The following is an 18910-nucleotide window of genomic DNA, read 5'->3' on the forward strand; positions in this document are numbered from 1 at the left end:
GGCCCGAGACCCCGGAGGTGACGCCCCCGATGGCGATCCGCGACATCCGCCTCTTCGGCGATCCGGCGCTGACCAGCCGCGCCGAGGAGATCACCGTCTTCGACGAGCAACTCGGCCGGCTCGCCGAGGATCTGCTCGACACCATGGACGCCGGCGGCGGGGTGGGCCTCGCCGCGAACCAGATCGGGGTGCTGCGCCGGATCTTCGCCTACGACTGCGAGGGCCGCCGCGGGGTGCTGGTCAACCCCCGCTGGGAGCCGGTGGGGGAGGCCACCGAGGTGGCGGAGGAGGGCTGCCTGTCCATCCCCGGGGTCGCCGCGGACACCGAACGGCATCTGCGGGTGCGCGCGACCGGGCAGGACGCCGCCGGCACCCCGGTGACCATCGAGGCCGAGGGCCTGCTGGCCCGGTGCATCCAGCATGAGGCGGACCACCTCGACGGGGTGCTGTTCCTGCGCCGGCTGGAGCCGGCGGCGCGGCGGGCGGCGATGGCGCGGGTGCGCGCCATGGACTGGTTCCGGAACGGAAGGTAGGAGAGGCCATGCGGATCATCTTCGCGGGCACGCCCGAGCCGGCGGTGCCGGCGCTGCGCGCCCTGCTCGACCACCCCGACCACGAGGTGGTCGCGGTGCTCACCCGGGCCGATGCGCCCGTGGGCCGGGGCCGGCGGCTGCGGCCCTCCCCGGTCAAGGAGGTCGCCGAGGCCGCCGGGGTGGAGGTGCTCACCCCCGCCACCCTGCGCGACGACGCGATCGCCGCCCGGCTGCGCGAACTCGCCCCGGACTGCGTGGCGGTGGTCGCCTACGGGCTGCTGGTGCCCGGGGAGCTGCTCGACCTGCCCGCCCACGGCTGGGTGAACCTGCACTTCTCGCTGCTGCCCGCCTACCGGGGCGCCGCCCCGGTGCAGGCCGCGATCGCCGCCGGGGAGGACGTCACCGGCGCCTCCACCTTCCGGATCGAGGCCGGCCTGGACACCGGGCCGGTGCTCGGCCGGGTCACCGAGGCGATCCGGGCCGAGGACACCGCCGCGGACCTGCTCGGCCGACTCGCCGACTCCGGGGCCGGGCTGCTCGCCGCCACCATGGACGGGCTGGCCGCCGGGGTGCTGCGCGCCGAGGCGCAGCCCGCCGAGGGGGTCAGCCACGCCCCGAAGATCCGGGTCGGCGACGCCCGGGTGGACTGGACCCTGCCCGCGCACGTCATCGACCGCCGGATCCGGGCGCACACCCCGGCGCCGGGGGCGTGGACCACCCTGGACGGGGAGCGGCTGAAGCTCGGCCCCGTGCGTCCCCTGGACGAGGCCGCCGCGGAGGCGGCGGGCGGGGCCCCCGCCCCCGGGGAGATCCGGGTGCGCCGGCGCCGGGTGCTGGTCGGCACCGGCACCGGCCCCGTGGCGCTCACCGGGGTGCAGGCCCCCGGCAAGCGGATGATGGCCGCCGCGGACTGGGCCAACGGGGCCCGCCCGGACGGAAGGCGGGTGTCCTAGATGGCCGGCACCGACGGGGGAGCGCCCCGCCGCCGCGCCCGCGGGGCGGAGCGGGACCGGCGGGCCCGGGGGCGGCGCCGCCCGGGCCGCCTGGACGCGCCCCGGCATGCGGCGCTGACCGTGCTCGGCAAGGTCCGCGCGGAGGGGGCCTACGCCAACCTCGTGCTGCCCGGGGAGCTGCGCCGGCGGGGCCTCGCCGGCCGGGACGCCGCCTTCGCCACCGAACTGGCCTACGGCGCCCTGCGCGCCGAGGGGCTGCTCGACGCGGTCCTCGCGGAGGTCTGCGACCGGCCCCTGGACGCGCTCGACCCGGAGGTGCTCGACGTGCTGCGGCTGGGCGCCTACCAGCTGCTGCGCACCCGGGTCGGCGCCCATGCCGCGGTGGACACCTCCGTCACCGCCGCCCGGATCGCCGCCGGCGAGGGCGCCGGCGGATTCGTCAACGCGGTGCTGCGCCGGGTCGCCGCCCGGGACGAGGAGGCCTGGGTGGCCCGGCTCGCCCCGGACGCCGGGGCCGACCCGGTGGGCCACCTCGCCTTCCGGCACGCGCACCCGCGCTGGGTGGCCGAGGCCTTCGCCCAGGCGCTGGGCCCGGAGGCCGGGGAGCTCGCCGCGGCGCTGGCCGCCGACGACGCCCGGCCCGGGGTGCACCTGGCCGCCCGGCCCGGGGAGATCACCGCCGAGGAGCTGGCCCTGGCCACCGGGGGCGAGGTCGGCCCCTACTCGCCCTACGCGGTGCACCTGCCCGCCGGGGATCCCGGGGAGCTCGACGCGGTGCGCGAGCGCCTCGCCCAGGTGCAGGACGAGGGCTCCCAGCTCATCGCCCGGGCGCTGAGCATCGCGCCCCTGGCCGGCGCCGACGGCGGCCGCTGGCTGGACCTGTGCGCCGGCCCCGGCGGCAAGGCGGCGCTGCTCGGCGCCATCGCCGCGGTCGACGGCGCCGCCGTGGACGCGGTGGAGCCGGCCGCCCACCGCGCCGAGCTGGTGCGCCGGGCCACCACGGGCCTGCCGGTGACCGTGCACGAGGCCGACGGCCGCGACCCGGGCCTCGACCCCGGCTACGACCGGGTGCTGGTGGACGCGCCCTGCTCCGGGCTGGGCGCGCTGCGCCGCCGCCCGGAGGCGCGCTGGCGCAAGCGGCCCGCCGATCTGCCGGGCCTGGTGCGGCTGCAGCGGGAGCTGCTCGCCGCCGCCGCGCGGCTGGTCCGCCCCGGCGGGGTGATCGCCTACTCCACCTGCTCCCCGCATCTGCGGGAGACCCGGGCGGCGGTGGATCGGGCGGTGCGCGACCTCGGCCTGGTCGAGCTCGACGCCGCCGCGGCGGTGGCGCCGATGGCCGGCACCGGGCCGGGGCGCGCGGTGCAGATGTGGCCGCACCGGCACGGCACCGACGCGATGTTCCTGGCGCTGCTGCGCCGGCCCCTCGCGGAGTAGCCGGCCCGGCTAGGATCGGGGCCATGAGGCAACCCATCATCGCCCCGTCCATCCTCTCCGCCGACTTCGCCCGGCTGGACCGCGAGATCGCGGCCATCGCCGACGCGGACTGGGTGCACGTCGACGTCATGGACGGCCATTTCGTGCCGAACCTGTCCTTCGGGGCCCCGGTGCTCGCCGCCGTGGACCGGGTCACCGACCAGCACCTCGACGTGCACCTGATGATCGAGAACCCGGAGCGCTGGGTGGACGACTACATCGCCGCCGGCGCCGATTCGGTGACCTTCCACGTCGAGGCCGCCGCCGACCCGGTGGCCCTGGCCCGCCGGCTGCGCGCCGCCGGGGTCGGCGCCGGGGTGTCGCTGCGCCCGGGCACCCCGATCGAGCCGCTGCTGGAGCACCTCGGCGAATTCGACGTGGTGCTGGTGATGAGCGTGGAACCGGGCTTCGGCGGCCAGTCCTTCATGCCCGACCAGCTGGACAAGGTCCGCGCCCTGCGCGCCGAGATCGACGCCCGCGGCCTGGACACCCTGATCGAAATCGACGGCGGGATCGCCCCGGCCACGATCGGCGCCGCCGCGGCGGCCGGCTGCGACGCCTTCGTCGCCGGCTCCGCGGTCTACGGGGCCGGCGACCCGGGCGCCGCCGTCGCCGAATTGCGGCGCCTCGCCGCCGCGGAGAGGTAGGCCCGCCATGCCGCTGCACCCCGACCTGCTGCCCACGACGCCCCTGAGCCACGACCAGGCGATGCGCCTGGCGATCGCCGCGGCCGAGCGGGTGCGCGGCACCACCCGGCCCAACCCCCCGGTGGGCTGCGTCATCCTCGACGCCCGCGGGATCGCGGTGGCCGCCGCCGGCACCGACCCGGTGGGCGGGCCCCATGCCGAGGCGCAGGCCCTGGCCGCCGCCGGGGAGCGCGCCCGCGGCGGCACCGCCGTGGTCACCCTGGAGCCCTGCCACCACGTCGGCCGCACCCCGCCGTGCACCGGCGCCCTCGTCGAGGCCGGGATCGTCGAGGTCGTGCACGGCGTGGCCGACCCCAACCCGGTGGCCGCCGGGGGCGCGGACTGGCTCGTCGGCCGGGGCGTGGCGGTGGTCGGCGGGGTGCTCGCCGCGGATATCGCGGACGGGGTGCTGCGGCCCTGGCTGCACTGGCAGGCGCACCGCCGGCCGCATATCACCCTGAAGACCGCCGGCACCGTCGACGGGCTGGCCGCCGCCACCGACGGCTCCTCCCAGTGGATCACCGGGCACCTGGCGCGGCGCCGGGTGCACGTGGACCGCTCCCGGCGCGACGCCATCATCGTCGGCACCGGCACCGTGCTCGCCGACGACCCCCGGCTCACCGCCCGCAGCGGCGACGGCGCCCTGCTGCCGCACCAGCCGCTGCGGGTGGTGGTGGGCCGCAAGGCGGTGCCCGCCGACGCGGCGGTGCGCGGCGGGGCCGGCCCGGCGGACCCGGACACCCCGGAGCTCGGCGGGGGCTTCCGGCACATCCAGACCCGGGACATGGACCGGGTGGTCGACGTGCTCGCCGACCTGGGCCTCATCGACGTGCTCGTCGAGGGCGGGCCCCGACTGGCCGGGGCCTTCCTCGCCGCGGGCCTGGTCGACGCGATCGAGTCCTACGTCGCCCCCGGGCTGCTCGGCGCGGGCACCGCGGTGGTGGACACCGGTTCGGCGACCACCGTCGCCGACATCGCCCGCTTCCGCACCACCGGGGTGGAGAACCTCGGCGGGGACGTGCTGATCCGGGCGGTGCGCGGCCCCGTCGCCGGCCGCGGCTGAGGGCCGTCTACCCTGGACGGCGTGTTCACCGGAATCGTTGAGGAAATCGGCCGCGTCCGCGCGGTGCGCGACCTGGGCGACGCGATCGTCCTGGACATCGCCTGCCGCCGGGTCGTCGCCGACGCCGCCGCGGGCGACTCCATCGCCGTGGCCGGGGTGTGCCTGACCGTCACCGAACCCCGCGCCGACGGCTTCACCGCCGACGTGATGCGCGAGTCCCTGGACCGCACCGGCCTCGGCGCCCTCGCCCCCGGCGACCCGGTCAACCTGGAGCGGGCGCTCGCCGCCGGCGGCCGGCTCGGCGGGCACATCATGCAGGGCCACGTCGACGGGGTGGGCGAGGTGCTCGCCCGCACCCCCGCCGAGCACTGGGAGGTGGTCCGGATCTCGCTGCCGGGGCGGCTGGCCCGCTACGTGGTGGAGAAGGGCTCCATCGCCGTGGACGGGGTCTCGCTCACCGTCTCCGGGATCGGCGAGGGCTGGTTCGAGGTGAGCCTCATCCCGACCACCCTGGCGGAGACCACCCTGGGCGACCGGCCGGCGGGCGCCACGGTGAACCTGGAAGTCGACGTGCTGGCGAAGTACGTCGAGAGGATGCTCGACCGTTAGGCTCATGGGCGTGACTGCACTGGACACCGTGGAACGCGCGATCGCGGACATCGCCGCGGGCAAGGCGGTCGTCGTCGTCGACGACGAGGACCGCGAGAACGAGGGCGACATCATCTTCGCCGCGGAGAAGGCCACCCCGGAGCTGCTGGCCTTCACCGTGCGCTACTCCTCCGGGTACATCTGCGCGCCGCTGACCGGCGCCGACTGCGACCGGCTGGGGCTGCCGCCGATGGTGGCCCGCAACGAGGACGTCCGCGGCACCGCCTACACGGTCACCGTGGACGCGGACACCGGCACCACCGGGATCTCCGCGGCCTGCCGGGCGCGCACCATCCGCCGGCTGGCGGATCCGGGGTCGACCGCCGCGGACTTCACCCGCCCCGGGCACGTGGTGCCGCTGCGCGCCCGCGAGGGCGGGGTGCTCGCCCGGGCCGGGCACACCGAGGCCGCCGTGGACCTGGCCCGCCTGGCGGGGCTGCGCCCGGCCGGGGTGCTCTGCGAGGTGGTCTCCCAGGAGGATCCCACCGGGATGGCCCGGGCCCCGGAGCTGCGCCGCTTCTGCGATGAGCACGACCTGGCGCTGATCTCCATCGAGCAGCTCATCGAGCACCGGCGGCACCACGAGTCGCTGGTGGAGCCGGTGACCCGGACGAAGCTGCCCACCGAATTCGGCGAGTTCCTGGCCTGCGGCTACCGCAGCCTGGTCGACGGGGTGGAGCATATCGCCCTGGTCTGCGGGGAGATCGGCGACGGGGAGGACGTGCTGGTGCGGGTGCATTCGGAATGCCTCACCGGCGATGTGCTCGGCTCCCGGCGCTGCGACTGCGGCCAGCAGCTGCACAAGGCGATGGCCGCGATCCAGGAGGCGGGCCGGGGGGTGCTGCTCTACATGCGCGGCCACGAGGGCCGCGGGATCGGGCTGATGCACAAGCTGGAGGCCTACCGGCTGCAGGACGACGGGGCGGACACCGTGGACGCGAACCTGGCCCTGGGCCTGCCCGCGGACGCCCGGGAGTACGGCACCGGGGCGCAGATCCTGCGGGATCTGGGAGTGCGCTCCATGGCGCTGCTCACCAACAACCCGGCGAAGCGCTCCGGGCTCGGCGGCTACGGGCTGCGGATGAGCCGGCGGGTGCCGGTGCCGGTGGAGGTCACCGAGGACAACGTGCGCTACCTGATGACCAAGCGGGAGCGGATGGGCCACGAGCTGCCCTGGCTGGACGACTACATTGGGGGCGGGGCCGAGGCGATGGAGGAGGAGCGGCGATGAGCGGAGCCGGACTGCCGGAGATCGGGATCCCCGACGGACGGGGCCTGCGCGTGGGGGTGGTCACCTCCCGCTGGAACGAGCCGGTCACCGCGCTGCTGCAGGAGCGCGCGCTGGCCGCGGCCGCCGAGGCCGGGGCCACCGCCGAGGCCCATGTGGTCGTCGGCGCCCTGGAGATCCCGGTGGTCGCCCGGGCGCTGGCCGCCGACTGCGATGCGGTGGTGGCCCTGGGCTGCGTGGTGCGCGGCGGCACCCCGCACTTCGACTACGTCTGCGACTCGGTGACCGCGGGGCTGACCCGGATCGCCCTGGACACCGGCACCCCGGTGGGCAACGGGGTGCTCACCTGCGACACCCAGGAGCAGGCGGTGGCCCGCGCCGGCGGCCCGGGCGCCGCCGAGGACAAGGGCCGCGAGGCCATGATCGCCGCCCTGCACACCGCCCGCCTGCTTCGTGACCTGGAGGATCGCCGATGAGCAACCCGGAAACCCCCTTCGCCGGCGACGAGACCCCGGAGGTGGTGCGCGAGGTCCTCGCCGGGGACTGGGAGCTCACCGTGACCTCCCGCACCATGCGGCTGTGGTCCTGGACCGCGGCCGCGGTGGTGCTCGCCGTGCACGTGTTCATGGGCCTGGTGGTCAACGTCGGCGACACCGGCGCCGCGGTGACCACCGTGGACATGTTCGCCTTCCCCCTGGTGGGCCTGCTGCTGGCGGGGATCTGCCTGCTGGGCCTGCGCGCCCGGGTGCGGGTCAACGCCCGCGGGGTGGAGGTGCGCAACTTCCTCTCCGCGCGCTTCTACGTCTGGGCGGACGTCTACGGGCTGAGCTTCCCGGCCGAGGCCCGCTGGGCGCGGCTGGAGCTGCCGGACTTCGAGTTCGTGCCGATGTGGGCGATCCAGGCCCGCGACGGCGAGGCGGCGGTGACCGCGGTGCACCGCTTCCGGGAGCTCGAGGACCGCTACATGCCGGAGGACTAGGGCCGTGGCGGACCCGGCCACCTACCGCCCCGCCCCCGGCACCATCCCGGTGGAGCCGGGGGTGTACCGCTTCCTCGACGCCGATGGCCGGGTGCTCTACGTGGGCAAGGCGAAGAACCTGCGGGCCCGGCTGTCGAACTACTTCCAGGACACCGCGGGGCTGCATCCGCGCACCCGGCAGATGGTGCTCTCCGCCTCCCGGGTGACCTGGACGGTGGTGCGCACCGAGGTCGAGGCGCTGCAGCTGGAGTACACCTGGATCAAGCGCTTCAACCCCCGGTTCAACGTCATGTACCGGGACGACAAGTCCTATCCCATGCTCGCCGTCAGCATCGGCGAGGAGTACCCGCGCCTCTTCCTCTACCGGGGCCCGCGCCGCAAGGGGGTGCGCTACTTCGGGCCCTACTCCAAGGCCTGGGCGATCCGGGAGACCCTGGACCTGCTCACCCGGGTGTTCCCGGCCCGCACCTGCTCGGCCGGGGTGTTCAACCGGCAGCGGCAGCTGGACCGGCCCTGCCTGCTGGGCTACATCGACAAATGCGCCGCGCCCTGCGTGGGCCGGGTGAGCGCCGCCGAGCACCGCGAGATCGTCGACGGGTTCGTCTCCTTCATGGCCGGGCGCACCGGCCCGGTGGTGCGCGAACTGGAGGCGGAGATGGCCGCCGCCGCGGAGGAGCTGGACTTCGAGCGGGCCGCCCGGCTGCGCGATGACCTGGCCGCGGTGCACCAGGTGATGGAGAAGCAGGCGGTGGTGCTGCCCGACGGCACCGACGCCGATCTCATCGCCTTCGCCACCGACGAGCTGGAGGCGGCGGTGCAGATCTTCCACGTCCGGGCCGGCCGGATCCACGGCCAGCGCGGCTGGGCGGTGGAGAAGAGCGGCGACGCGGAGACCGGGGCGCTGGCCGAGGGGGAGGCCGATCCGGCGCTGCCCCGGCTCATCGCCGATTTCCTGATCCAGTTCTACGGCGACGCCGCCGACCACGCCCGGGTCGACGGCGACGGCGCCACCGGCGGGGTCACCGCGGTGCCCCGGGAGATCCTGGTGCAGGCGATGCCCGCGGACGCCGCCGGGGTGCGCGACTACCTCGCCGGGCTGCGCGGGTCGGCGGTGGATCTGCGGGTGCCCCGGCGGGGCGACAAGCGGGAGCTGATGGCCACCGTGGCCCGCAACGCCGAGGAGGCGCTCACCCAGCACAAGCTGCGCCGCACCGGGGATCTCACCGCCCGCTCCCAGGCCCTGGAGGGGATCCGGGACGCCCTGGGCATGGCGGAGGCGCCGCTGCGCATCGAATGCACCGACATCTCCCATATCCAGGGCACCGACGTGGTGGCCTCCCTGGTGGTCTTCGAGGACGGGCTGCCCCGCAAATCCGACTACCGGCGCTACCGGATCCGGGAGGCCGCGGGGGAGGGGCGCAGCGATGACGTGGGCTCCATCGCCGAGGTCACCCGGCGGCGGTTCCGCCGGCATGTGGAGGACCGCCGGGCGGTGCCCGAGGAGGACGACGCCGCCTTCGCCGACGAGGCCCCGGAGGTGGTGGAGGAGACCACCGGCGCCCGCCGCTTCGCCTACCCCCCGCAGCTGTTCATCGTCGACGGCGGCGCCCCCCAGGTCGCCGCCGCGCAGGCGGTGCTCGACGAGCTCGGCGTGGACGACGTCACCCTGGTCGGCCTGGCCAAGCGGCTGGAGGAGATCTGGGTGCCGGGGGAGGAGGACCCGGTGATCCTGCCGCGCAACAGCGAGGCGATGTTCCTCATGCAGCGGATCCGCGATGAGGCGCACCGCTTCGCCATCGGCTACCACCGGCAGCGGCGCAGCGCCCGGATGCGCGCCTCGGTGCTCGACGACGTCCCCGGGCTGGGCCCGAAGCGGCGGGCGGAGCTGGTCAAGCACTTCGGCTCGGTGAAGCGGCTGCGCGCCGCGGACGTCGCGGAGATCCAGGCCGCGCCGGGGATCGGCCCGGCCCTGGCCGCCGCGGTGCACGCGGCGCTGCATCCGGCGGCGGGGGCGGGGCCGGATAAGTAGAGTCGCGGACATGAGCGACGCGCATGCACCGGAGTCCACCCCGGACACCTCCCTGGTCCTCATCACCGGCATGTCCGGTTCGGGCCGCAACACCGCCGCGGCGGTGCTGGAGGAGATGGGCTGGTACGTCGCCGACAACCTGCCCCCGGAGCTCATCATGCGCATGGTGGAGCTCTCCTTCGAGGGCGATTCCCCGGTGGAGCGGCTGGCGATCGTCACCGACGTGCGCTCCCGGGCCTTCGCCGGCAACCTCGGGGAGGTGCTGGACCGGCTGCGCTCGGCCGGGCGCAGCCCCCTGGTGATGTTCCTCGACGCCCAGGACGACGTGCTCATCGCCCGCTACGACCAGGTGCGCCGCCGGCATCCGCTGCAGGAGGGCGACACCCTGGTCGCCGGGATCGAGCGGGAGCGGGAGATGCTCGCCGGGATCAAGGCCACCGCGGACGTGGTGGTGGACACCTCGGCGATGAACATCCACGAGCTGCGCCGGGAGCTGGAGCGGCGCTTCGCGGACCCGGACACGCACACCCAGCGGGTGACCATCCAGTCCTTCGGCTTCAAGCACGGCGCCCCCCGGGACGCGGATCTCCTGGTCGACGTGCGCTTCCTGCCGAACCCGTACTGGATTCCGGAGCTGCGCCCGCACCGGGGCACCGAGGAGGCGGTGGCCCGGTACGTGCTGGAGCAGCCCGCCGCGGCCCGGTTCCTGGATCTGCTGCGGCAGATGGTGGAGACCGCGCTGCCCGGCTACCGCCGGGAGGGCAAGAGCTTCATGACCATCGCGATCGGCTGCACCGGCGGCCACCACCGTTCCGTCGCCGTCGCCGAGGCCCTCGCCGAGCGCCTCGCCGGCCTGTCCGGGGTCGAGGTCTCGGTCACGCACCGCGACATCGACCGCGCCTAGGAGGACCCGGCCCATGACCACGATCACCTGCCTGGGCGGCGGGCACGGCCTGTTCGCCACCCTGTGCGCCGCGCGCACCATCGCCGAGGACATCACCGCGGTGGTCACCGTCGCCGACGACGGCGGCTCCTCGGGGCGGATCCGCCGGGAGCTGGGCCAGATCCCGCCCGGGGATCTGCGCATGGCCCTGGCCGCGCTGTCCCCCCGCGATGCACGCGGCCGGCTGTGGGAGACCACCCTGCAGCACCGCTTCGGCGGCACCGGGGCGCTCGCCGGCCATGCCGTGGGCAATCTCATGATCGCCGGGCTGACCAGCGTGCTCGGCGATGAGGTGGCCGCCCTCGACGAGGTGGCCCGGCTGCTGGGCATCCGGGGCCGGGTGCTGCCGATGTGCCCCCGGCCGCTGGAGATCGAGGCGGAGGTGGTGGGCCTGGAGGAGGACGCCCGGGTGGTGCGCCCGGTGCGCGGCCAGGTCGCGGTGGCCAGCACCCCCGGCCAGGTGCGCCGGATCCGGCTCATCCCGGAGCAGCCCCCGGCCACCCCGGAGGCGGTCGCCGCGATCCGGGGCGCCGACATGGTCACCCTCGGCCCCGGCTCCTGGTTCACCTCGGTGCTGCCGCATCTGCAGGTGCCCGAGCTGGTCGCCGCCCTCGACGGCACCGAGGCGCTGCGGGTGGTGGTGCTCAACCTGGTTTCCGAGCCGGGGGAGACCGCCGGGTTCTCCGCGGAGCGGCATATCCACATGATCGCCCAGCACGCCCCGGGCCTGGGCGTGGACCGGATCCTGGTCGACGAGGACACCGTGCGCGGCGCCTCGGAGCGCAGCTACCTGGAGCGCGCCGCCGCCGGGGTGGGCGCCGAGGTGGTCTACGCGGCGGTCGCCGAACTCGACGCCGACGGCCGGGCCACCGGCCGCCATGATCCGCGGCGGCTGGCCGCCGCCCTGGCCGGGCTCGGCCGCCGCTGAGCACCGCCGGCGGGCGGCGCCGGCCGGCGCCGGTAGGATCCCCGGGGGAACGCACCGATCCGGGATCCGCCGGGATCGGCCGAACTGGAGGAGGCGCGAGGTGGCCCTGACCGCCGAAGTCAAGGACGAGCTGGCCCGGGTGGAGGCCACCCGGGAGAGCGCCCGCCGCGCCGAGGTGGGCGCCCTGCTGCGCTTCGCCGGGGCGCTGCACCTGGTGGCGGGCCGGATCGTGGTGGAGGCCGAGGTCGGCGCGGGGGCGGTGGCCCGCCGGCTGCACCGCATGATCGGGGAGCTCTACGAGGTCACCCCGGAGCTGATGGTGCTCGCCCCCGGCGGGATCCGGCGCGGCACCCGCTACCTGGTGCGGGTGGAGGACGGCGGGGAGGAGCTGGCCCGGCGCACCGGGCTGGTGGACCGCTCCGGCCGGCCGGTGCGGGGGCTGCCGCCGGCGATCGTCGGCGGGGAGGTGGTCGACCACGAGGCGGCCTGGCGGGGCGCCTTCCTCGCCCACGGCAGCCTCACCGAGCCGGGCCGATCCTCCTCCCTGGAGGTGGGCTGCCCCTGCCCGGAGGCGGCGCTGGCCCTGGTCGGCTCCGCCCGCCGGCTGGGTCTGGCGGCGAAGAGCCGGGAGACCCGCACCGGGGACCGGGTGGTGATCCGCGACGCCGAGTCGATCGGGGCGATGCTCACCCGGATGGGCGCCCAGCGCACCCGGCTGCAGTGGGAGGAGCACCGGATGCGCCGGGAGGTGCGCAACACCGCCAACCGGCTGGCGAACTTCGACGACGCGAACATGCGCCGCTCCGCCGACGCCGCCGCCCGGGCCGCCGCCCGGGTGGAGCGGGCCCTGGAGATCCTCGGCGAGGACGTGCCGGAGCACCTGGCCACCGCCGGCCGGCTGCGCGCCGAGCACACCCAGGCCTCCCTGGAGGAGCTCGGCCAGCTGGCGGTGCCGCCGATGACCAAGGACGCCGTCGCCGGGCGGATCCGGCGGCTGCTGTCCATGGCCGACCGGCGGGCCGCCGAACTGGGGGTGCCGGACACCACCGCGGCGGTGGACGGGGCCGGTCCCGGCTAGCCGCGGAGGTGGCCGAGACCACGTCCGGCGCCGGTGCGAAACCATCGGCGCCCACGTACACTTCGAGGTGAGCCCGGCCGCGGTTCGGCGCGGCCGGCCACAAGCTGCAACCCTCTCTTAAGGAGCTCATCGTGACGGTTCGTGTAGGCATCAACGGCTTCGGCCGGATCGGCCGCAACTTCTTCCGGGCGGTCCGGGAAACCGGCGCCGACCTGGAGATCGTGGCGGTCAACGACCTCACCGACAACAAGACGCTGGCCCATCTGCTGAAGTACGACTCGCTGCTGGGCCGCCTCGACGCCGAGGTCACCTACGACGACGAGTCCATCACCGTCGGCGATCACCGGATCACCGTCTGGGCCGAGCGGGATCCGAAGAACCTGCCCTGGGGGGAGCAGGACGTCGACATCGTGGTGGAGTCCACCGGCTTCTTCACCGACGCCAACGCCGCCCGCGCGCATATCGACGGCGGCGCCAAGAAGGTGATCATCTCCGCCCCGGCGAAGAACGAGGACGCCACCTTCGTCGTCGGCGTGAACCACACCGACTACGACCCGGCGCAGCACGACATCATCTCCAACGCCTCGTGCACCACCAACTGCCTCGCCCCGATGGCGAAGGTCCTCGACGAGGCCTTCGGCATCGAGCGCGGCCTGATGACCACCATCCACGCCTACACCGGCGACCAGCGCCTGCACGACGCCCCGCACAAGGACCTGCGCCGCGCCCGGGCCGCCGCGATCAACATCGTGCCGACCTCCACCGGCGCCGCCAAGGCCGTGGCCCTGGTGCTGCCGCAGCTCAAGGGCCTGCTCGACGGCTACGCGCTGCGGGTGCCCACCCCCACCGGCTCCGTGACCGACCTGACCTTCACCGCGAAGAAGGACGTCACCGTGGAGTCCGTCAACGCCGCCCTGCGCGCCGCCGCCGAGGGTGAGCTCAAGGGCGTGCTGGCCTACACCGAGGACCCGATCGTCTCCACCGACATCGTCACCGACCCGCACTCCTCGATCTTCGACGCCGGCCTGACCAAGGTCATCGGCGACCAGGTCAAGGTGGTCTCCTGGTACGACAACGAGTGGGGCTACTCCAACCGCCTCGTCGACCTGACCGCCTACGTGGGCGAGCGCCTCTAGCCCCGCCCCGTCAACCGCAAACGGCCCCGGGCCGGGGTGCGCCTCGGCGCGCACCCCGGCCCGAGCCGTATCCGCCCCCGCCGCGCGGGGGAACCGGGCCCCGGCCCCGAAGAAAGGAACACCACCACCATGACCGTGCACACCCTCGAGGATCTGCTCGCCGAGGGGGTCGAGGGCCGCCACGTCCTCGTCCGCTCCGATCTCAACGTCCCGCTCGCCGACGGCGCGATCACCGACTTCGGCCGGGTCGACGCCTCGGTGCCCACCATCCGGGCGCTCTCCGAGGCCGGCGCGAAGGTCGTCGTCGCCGCGCACCTGGGCCGGCCCAAGGGCGAGGCGGTGCCGGAGCTGTCCCTGGCCCCGGTCGCCGAGGCGCTCTCCGAGCGGCTGGAGCGCTACGTCGCCCTGGCCGGCGACGTCTCCGGGGAGGACGCCCACGAGCGCGCCAACGGCCTCACCGAGGGCGATGTGCTGCTACTGGAGAACGTCCGCTACGACGCCCGGGAGACCGCCAAGGACTCCGCCGAGCGCGAGGCGCTCGCCGCGGAGCTGGCGGACCTGGTGCCCGGCGGGGCCTTCGTCTCCGACGGCTTCGGCGTGGTGCACCGCGCCCAGGCCTCCGTCTACGACGTGGCGAAGACCCTGCCCGCCTACGCCGGCGGCCTGGTGCGCTCCGAGCTGGAGGTGCTGCGCACCGTGGCGGAGACCCCCGAGCACCCCTACGCGGTGGTGCTCGGCGGCTCCAAGGTCTCCGACAAGCTCGGCGTCATCGAGGCGCTCGCCCCGAAGGTGGACAAGCTGATCATCGGCGGCGGGATGTGCTTCACCTTCCTCGCCGCCCGCGGCAACGCGGTCGGCTCCTCCCTGCTGCAGGAGGAGATGGTGGACACCTGCCGGGATCTGCTGGAGCGCTTCGGCGACAAGATCGTGCTGCCGGTGGACGTGGTCGCCGCCGACGCCTTCGCCGCGGACGCGAACACCACGGTCGCCGCCGCCGACGCCATCGAGGACGGCTGGATGGGCCTGGACATCGGGCCGGAGTCCGCCCGGGAGTTCGCCCGCGTGCTCGGCGAGGCGAAGACGGTGTTCTGGAACGGCCCCATGGGCGTGTTCGAGATGGCGCCCTTCGCCGAGGGCACCCGGGCCGTGGCGCAGGCGATCATCGACGCCACCGCCGGCGGGGCCTTCTCCGTCGTCGGCGGCGGCGACTCCGCCGCCGCGGTGCGCGCCCTGGGCCTGGCCGAGGACGGGTTCAGCCACATCTCCACCGGCGGCGGCGCCTCCCTGGAGTACCTCGAGGGCAAGGCGCTGCCCGGCGTCGAGATCCTGGACCGCTAGACCGGCCCCGGCCGCGCCGGCCGGGGCCGGGGGCGACCCCCGCCCCGGCCGGCGCGGCCGGCCACCCGCACATCACCCCCCGGGCCGCGCCCGCGCGCAGCGCGCCGCGGCCCGCCCCCACGGAAGGAACACCCCATGGCCCGCAAGCCCCTCATCGCCGGCAACTGGAAGATGAACCTCAACCACCTGGAGGCGATCGGCGTCGTCCAGAAGCTGGCCTTCGCGCTGCCGAAGGAGTACCAGGACAAGGTCGACGTGGCGGTGATCCCGCCCTTCACCGACCTGCGCAGCGTGCAGACCCTCGTGGAGGGGGACAAGCTGCCGGTGACCTACGGCGCACAGGACGTCTCCGTGCACGAGTCCGGCGCCTACACCGGCGAGATCTCCGCGGCGATGCTCGCCAAGCTCGGCTGCACCTGGGTGGTCGTCGGCCACTCCGAGCGCCGCGACTACCACGCCGAGGACGACGCCACCGTCGCCGCGAAGGCCAAGGCCGCGCTGCGCGCCGGAATGGACCCGATCGTCTGCGTCGGCGAGCCCCTGGAGGTCCGCGAGGCCGGCGGGCACGTCGACCACGTGGTCGCCCAGGTGCGCGCCAGCCTGGACGGCCTCGGCGAGGCCGACCTCGCCCGCACCGTGATCGCCTATGAGCCGGTGTGGGCGATCGGCACCGGCAAGGTCGCCTCCTCCGCGGACGCCCAGGAGGTCTGCCACGCGATCCGGGCCACCGTCGCCGAGATCGCCGGGGAGGCCACCGCCGAGGGCATGCGCATCCTCTACGGCGGCTCCATGAAGGTCGACAACGTCGCCGAGCTGGTCGCCCAGCCCGACGTGGACGGCGGCCTGGTCGGCGGCGCCTCCCTCGACGGGGAGGGCTTCGCCAGGCTCGCCGCGCTGGCCGCCGACGCGGTGGCCTGAGCCGGCCCCGCGCACCGCGCCCCGCCCCGCGCGCCCGCCCGACCCGGCCCCGCCGGGCGGACCGGCGGCGGGGCGGTACCATGCCCGGCATGAACGTTAGCCACAGCGCCGCCGGCGCCGATGATCTGCTCCGCGAGGACATCCGGCACCTGGGCCGGATCCTGGGGGAGGTAATCCGCGAGCAGGAGGGCGACGAGGTCTTCGGCCTCGTCGAATCCGCCCGCCGCACCGCCTTCCGGCTGCACCGCGGCGAGGGCGGGATCGGGGAGCTCACCGGGCTGTTCCGGGACATCGACCCCGATGACGCCTCCCCGGTGATCCGCGCCTTCACCCATTTCGCGCTGCTCGCCAACCTCGCCGAGGACCTGCACGAGGAGCGGCTGCTGGACCGGGCCCTCGACGCCGGCCGGCCCGCCCCGGACTCCTCCCTGGACGCCACCTGGGCGAAGCTCGCCGCCGCCGGGGAGGACGCGGCGGCGGCGGCCGCCGGGCTGCTCGCCGGCGGGGAGGTGGTGCCGGTGCTCACCGCCCATCCCACGGAGACCCGCCGGCGCACCGTCTTCGACGCGCAGAAGCACATCGCCGCGGCGATGCGCGCCCGGCACCGGGTGCAGGCCGCCCCGGCCACCGCCCGCACCGCCGCCCGGCTGGCGGAGCTGGACCTGGAGATCCGGCGCCGGGTGATCACCCTGTGGCAGACCGCGCTCATCCGGGTCAACCGGCCCGACATCCGCGACGAGATCGAGGTGGGCCTGCGCTACTACCAGCTCTCCCTGCTGGAGACCGTGCCCGCGGTGAACCGGGAGGTGCGCCGGGGCCTGCGCCGCGCCGCCGGCGATGCCGCCGCGGCGGCGCCGGCCCGGCCGATGCTGCGGATGGGCTCCTGGATCGGCGCCGACCACGACGGCAACCCCTACGTCACCGCCGGCACCATCGAATACGCCGCGGACCGGGCCGCCGGCACCATCCTGCGGCATTACCTCGACGAGCTCGCCGACCTGGAGCGGGAGCTGTCCCTCTCCGACCGGCTGGGCACCGTCAGCGTGGACCTGGTGGCCCTGGCCGCCGCCGGCCGCAACGACATCCCCAGCCGGGTCGACGAGCCCTACCGGCGCGCCGTGCACGGCATCCGGGGCCGGATCGCGGCCACCGCCGAGCAGCTGCTCGGCACCGCCGCCTCCGCCGAGGCGGCCGGTTTCGAGCCCTACCCGGATGCGGCGGCCTTCCGCGCCGAACTCGACGTGGTGGAGGCCTCGCTGCGCGCCGGCCGGGACGACCTCATCGCCGACCACCGGCTGGCCCGGCTGCAGGACGCCGTGGACGCCTTCGGCTTCCACCTGCACTCCCTGGACCTGCGCCAGAACTCCGAGTCCCATGAGGCGATCCTCGCCGAGCTCTTCGCCCTCGCCGGGGTGCACCCGGACTACGCGGGCCTCGACGAGGACGACCGGGTGGCCCTGCTCACCCGGGAGCTGTCCACCGCCCGGCCCCTGGTGCCGCGCGAGGCCGAGCTCAGCGAGGCCACCGCCCGGGAGCTCGGCATCGTCCGGGCCGCCGCGGCCGCCGCCCGCGCCTACGGGGCGGAGATGGTGCCCCGGTCGATCATCTCCATGTGCGCCTCGGTCTCCGATCTGCTGGAGCCGATGATCCTGCTCAAGGAGGCCGGGCTCATCACCGTCGGCCCCGAGGGGCCGGCCGGGGCGGTGGACGTGATCCCGCTGTTCGAGACGATCGAGGATCTGCGGGCCGGGGCGGAGGTGCTCCGCGCCGCCTGGGCGCTGCCGCTCTACCGGGGCTACGTCGCCGGGCGCGGGGATCTGCAGGAGGTGATGCTCGGCTACTCCGACTCCAACAAGGACGGCGGCTACTTCGCGGCGAACTGGGCGCTCTACGACGCGGAGCTGAGGCTCAGCGCGGTCTCCGCCGAGCACGGCATCGCGCTGCGGCTCTTCCACGGCCGCGGCGGCACCGTGGGCCGCGGCGGCGGGCCCTCCTACGAGGCGATCCTGGCCCAGCCCCCGGGGGCGGTCGGCGGCCGGGTGCGGATCACCGAGCAGGGCGAGATCATCTCCGCCAAGTACGGCCACCCCGAAGCCGCCCGGCGCAACCTGGAGGCCCTGGTCGCCGCGACCATCGAGGCCACCGCCCTCGGCGTCGGGGAGCCCCCGCACCCGGAGCGGGCGCATGCCGTGATGGCGGAGATCGCGGAGCTGTCCCGCACCGCCTACGCCTCGCTCATGCACGAGGACCCCGGGTTCATCGAGTTCTTCGAGACCTCCACCCCGGTCGCCGAGATCGGGGCGCTCAACATCGGCTCCCGGCCCTCCTCGCGCAAGCAGACCTCCTCCATCTCGGATCTGCGGGCGATCCCCTGGGTGCTGTCCTGGTCCCAGCAGCGCTCCATGGTGCCCGGCTGGTTCGGGGTGGGCTCCGCGCTGCGGGACTGGCTGGGCGAGGACCCCGACGGCGCCCGGCTGGCGGAGCTGCGCGGGCTGTACCGGGACTGGCCCTTCTTCGCCTCGGTGCTGTCCAATATGGCGCAGGTGATGGCGAAGGCGGACATGGATCTCGCCGGGCTCTACGCCGACCTGGTCGCCGACCGGGAGGTCGCCGAGCGGATCCGGGGCCGGCTGCGCGCCGAGTTCGAGCTCACCCGGGAGATGTTCCTCGCCGTCACCGGCCAGTCCGGGCTGCTCGACGACAATCCGCTGCTGGCCCGCTCGGTGGACATGCGCTTCCCCTACCTGATGCCGTTGAACGTGATCCAGCTGGAGATGCTGCGCCGCTACCGGGCCGGGGACAACCGGGACCGGGTGCACCGGGGCATCCAGCTGACCATGAACGGGCTGGCCACCGCGCTGCGCAACTCCGGCTAGGGGAGCGCCCGGACCGCATCCCCGCGGCCGCGCCGGCATGCGCTATCGTGGGGTGCGGTCATCCGGCGCCCGGCGCCGGAACCGCCGTCCCGACCCCGACC

Annotated in this window: 17 protein-coding genes; all 17 read left to right on the forward strand. The window is 75.3% G+C overall.

Annotated features, from left to right (window positions below; genetic code table 11):
* The first annotated feature begins 29 nt into the window (after positions 1–29).
* Positions 30–533: a peptide deformylase gene (def, locus tag CSPHI_RS06135; RefSeq protein ID WP_075693831.1), complete on the forward strand. Its 504-nt coding sequence runs from the start codon at positions 30–32 to the stop codon at positions 531–533.
* An 8-nt stretch (positions 534–541) separates the two neighbouring features.
* Complete coding sequence (gene fmt / locus CSPHI_RS06140) at positions 542–1486, forward strand: methionyl-tRNA formyltransferase (protein WP_075691962.1); 945 nt, start codon at positions 542–544, stop codon at positions 1484–1486.
* Complete coding sequence (locus tag CSPHI_RS06145) at positions 1487–2920, forward strand: RsmB/NOP family class I SAM-dependent RNA methyltransferase (RefSeq protein ID WP_075691963.1); 1434 nt, start codon at positions 1487–1489, stop codon at positions 2918–2920.
* A gap of 23 nt (positions 2921–2943) precedes the next feature.
* The gene (rpe, locus tag CSPHI_RS06150) at positions 2944–3606 is read left to right on the forward strand and encodes a ribulose-phosphate 3-epimerase (RefSeq protein WP_075691964.1); all 663 of its coding nucleotides are present in this window, start codon (positions 2944–2946) and stop codon (positions 3604–3606) included.
* 7 nt (positions 3607–3613) lie between these two features.
* Complete coding sequence (gene ribD, locus CSPHI_RS06155) at positions 3614–4708, forward strand: bifunctional diaminohydroxyphosphoribosylaminopyrimidine deaminase/5-amino-6-(5-phosphoribosylamino)uracil reductase RibD (protein ID WP_075691965.1); 1095 nt, start codon at positions 3614–3616, stop codon at positions 4706–4708.
* A gap of 21 nt (positions 4709–4729) precedes the next feature.
* On the forward strand, positions 4730–5317 hold the full coding sequence (locus tag CSPHI_RS06160) for a riboflavin synthase (protein ID WP_075691966.1): 588 nt from the start codon (positions 4730–4732) through the stop codon (positions 5315–5317).
* A 10-nt stretch (positions 5318–5327) separates the two neighbouring features.
* The gene (locus CSPHI_RS06165) at positions 5328–6587 is read left to right on the forward strand and encodes a bifunctional 3,4-dihydroxy-2-butanone-4-phosphate synthase/GTP cyclohydrolase II (protein WP_245803276.1); all 1260 of its coding nucleotides are present in this window, start codon (positions 5328–5330) and stop codon (positions 6585–6587) included.
* A complete protein-coding gene (ribH, locus tag CSPHI_RS06170; protein WP_075691968.1) occupies positions 6584–7060 on the forward strand; it encodes a 6,7-dimethyl-8-ribityllumazine synthase in 477 nt (158 codons plus the stop codon). Before CSPHI_RS06165 ends, ribH begins: the two co-directional genes overlap by 4 nt.
* Entirely contained in the window at positions 7057–7563 is a 507-nt protein-coding gene (locus tag CSPHI_RS06175) for a PH domain-containing protein (RefSeq protein ID WP_084210282.1), read from the forward strand. The genes ribH and CSPHI_RS06175 overlap by 4 nt, the downstream gene beginning before the upstream one ends.
* Positions 7564–7567: 4 nt before the next feature.
* Complete coding sequence (gene uvrC, locus CSPHI_RS06180) at positions 7568–9592, forward strand: excinuclease ABC subunit UvrC (RefSeq protein WP_075691969.1); 2025 nt, start codon at positions 7568–7570, stop codon at positions 9590–9592.
* 10 nt (positions 9593–9602) lie between these two features.
* Positions 9603–10496: an RNase adapter RapZ gene (rapZ, locus tag CSPHI_RS06185; protein ID WP_075691970.1), complete on the forward strand. Its 894-nt coding sequence runs from the start codon at positions 9603–9605 to the stop codon at positions 10494–10496.
* 13 nt (positions 10497–10509) lie between these two features.
* Entirely contained in the window at positions 10510–11463 is a 954-nt protein-coding gene (locus CSPHI_RS06190; protein WP_075691971.1) for a gluconeogenesis factor YvcK family protein, read from the forward strand.
* A 100-nt stretch (positions 11464–11563) separates the two neighbouring features.
* The gene (whiA, locus tag CSPHI_RS06195; RefSeq protein WP_075691972.1) at positions 11564–12541 is read left to right on the forward strand and encodes a DNA-binding protein WhiA; all 978 of its coding nucleotides are present in this window, start codon (positions 11564–11566) and stop codon (positions 12539–12541) included.
* A gap of 131 nt (positions 12542–12672) precedes the next feature.
* Entirely contained in the window at positions 12673–13677 is a 1005-nt protein-coding gene (gene gap / locus CSPHI_RS06200) for a type I glyceraldehyde-3-phosphate dehydrogenase (RefSeq protein WP_075691973.1), read from the forward strand.
* A 129-nt stretch (positions 13678–13806) separates the two neighbouring features.
* The gene (locus CSPHI_RS06205) at positions 13807–15015 is read left to right on the forward strand and encodes a phosphoglycerate kinase (protein WP_075691974.1); all 1209 of its coding nucleotides are present in this window, start codon (positions 13807–13809) and stop codon (positions 15013–15015) included.
* A 135-nt stretch (positions 15016–15150) separates the two neighbouring features.
* A complete protein-coding gene (tpiA, locus tag CSPHI_RS06210) occupies positions 15151–15933 on the forward strand; it encodes a triose-phosphate isomerase (RefSeq protein WP_075691975.1) in 783 nt (260 codons plus the stop codon).
* An 89-nt stretch (positions 15934–16022) separates the two neighbouring features.
* The gene (ppc, locus tag CSPHI_RS06215; RefSeq protein ID WP_211274652.1) at positions 16023–18809 is read left to right on the forward strand and encodes a phosphoenolpyruvate carboxylase; all 2787 of its coding nucleotides are present in this window, start codon (positions 16023–16025) and stop codon (positions 18807–18809) included.
* The last annotated feature ends 101 nt before the right edge of the window (positions 18810–18910 follow it).

The sequence above is a fragment of the Corynebacterium sphenisci DSM 44792 genome (assembly GCF_001941505.1).
Classification (GTDB): domain Bacteria; phylum Actinomycetota; class Actinomycetes; order Mycobacteriales; family Mycobacteriaceae; genus Corynebacterium; species Corynebacterium sphenisci.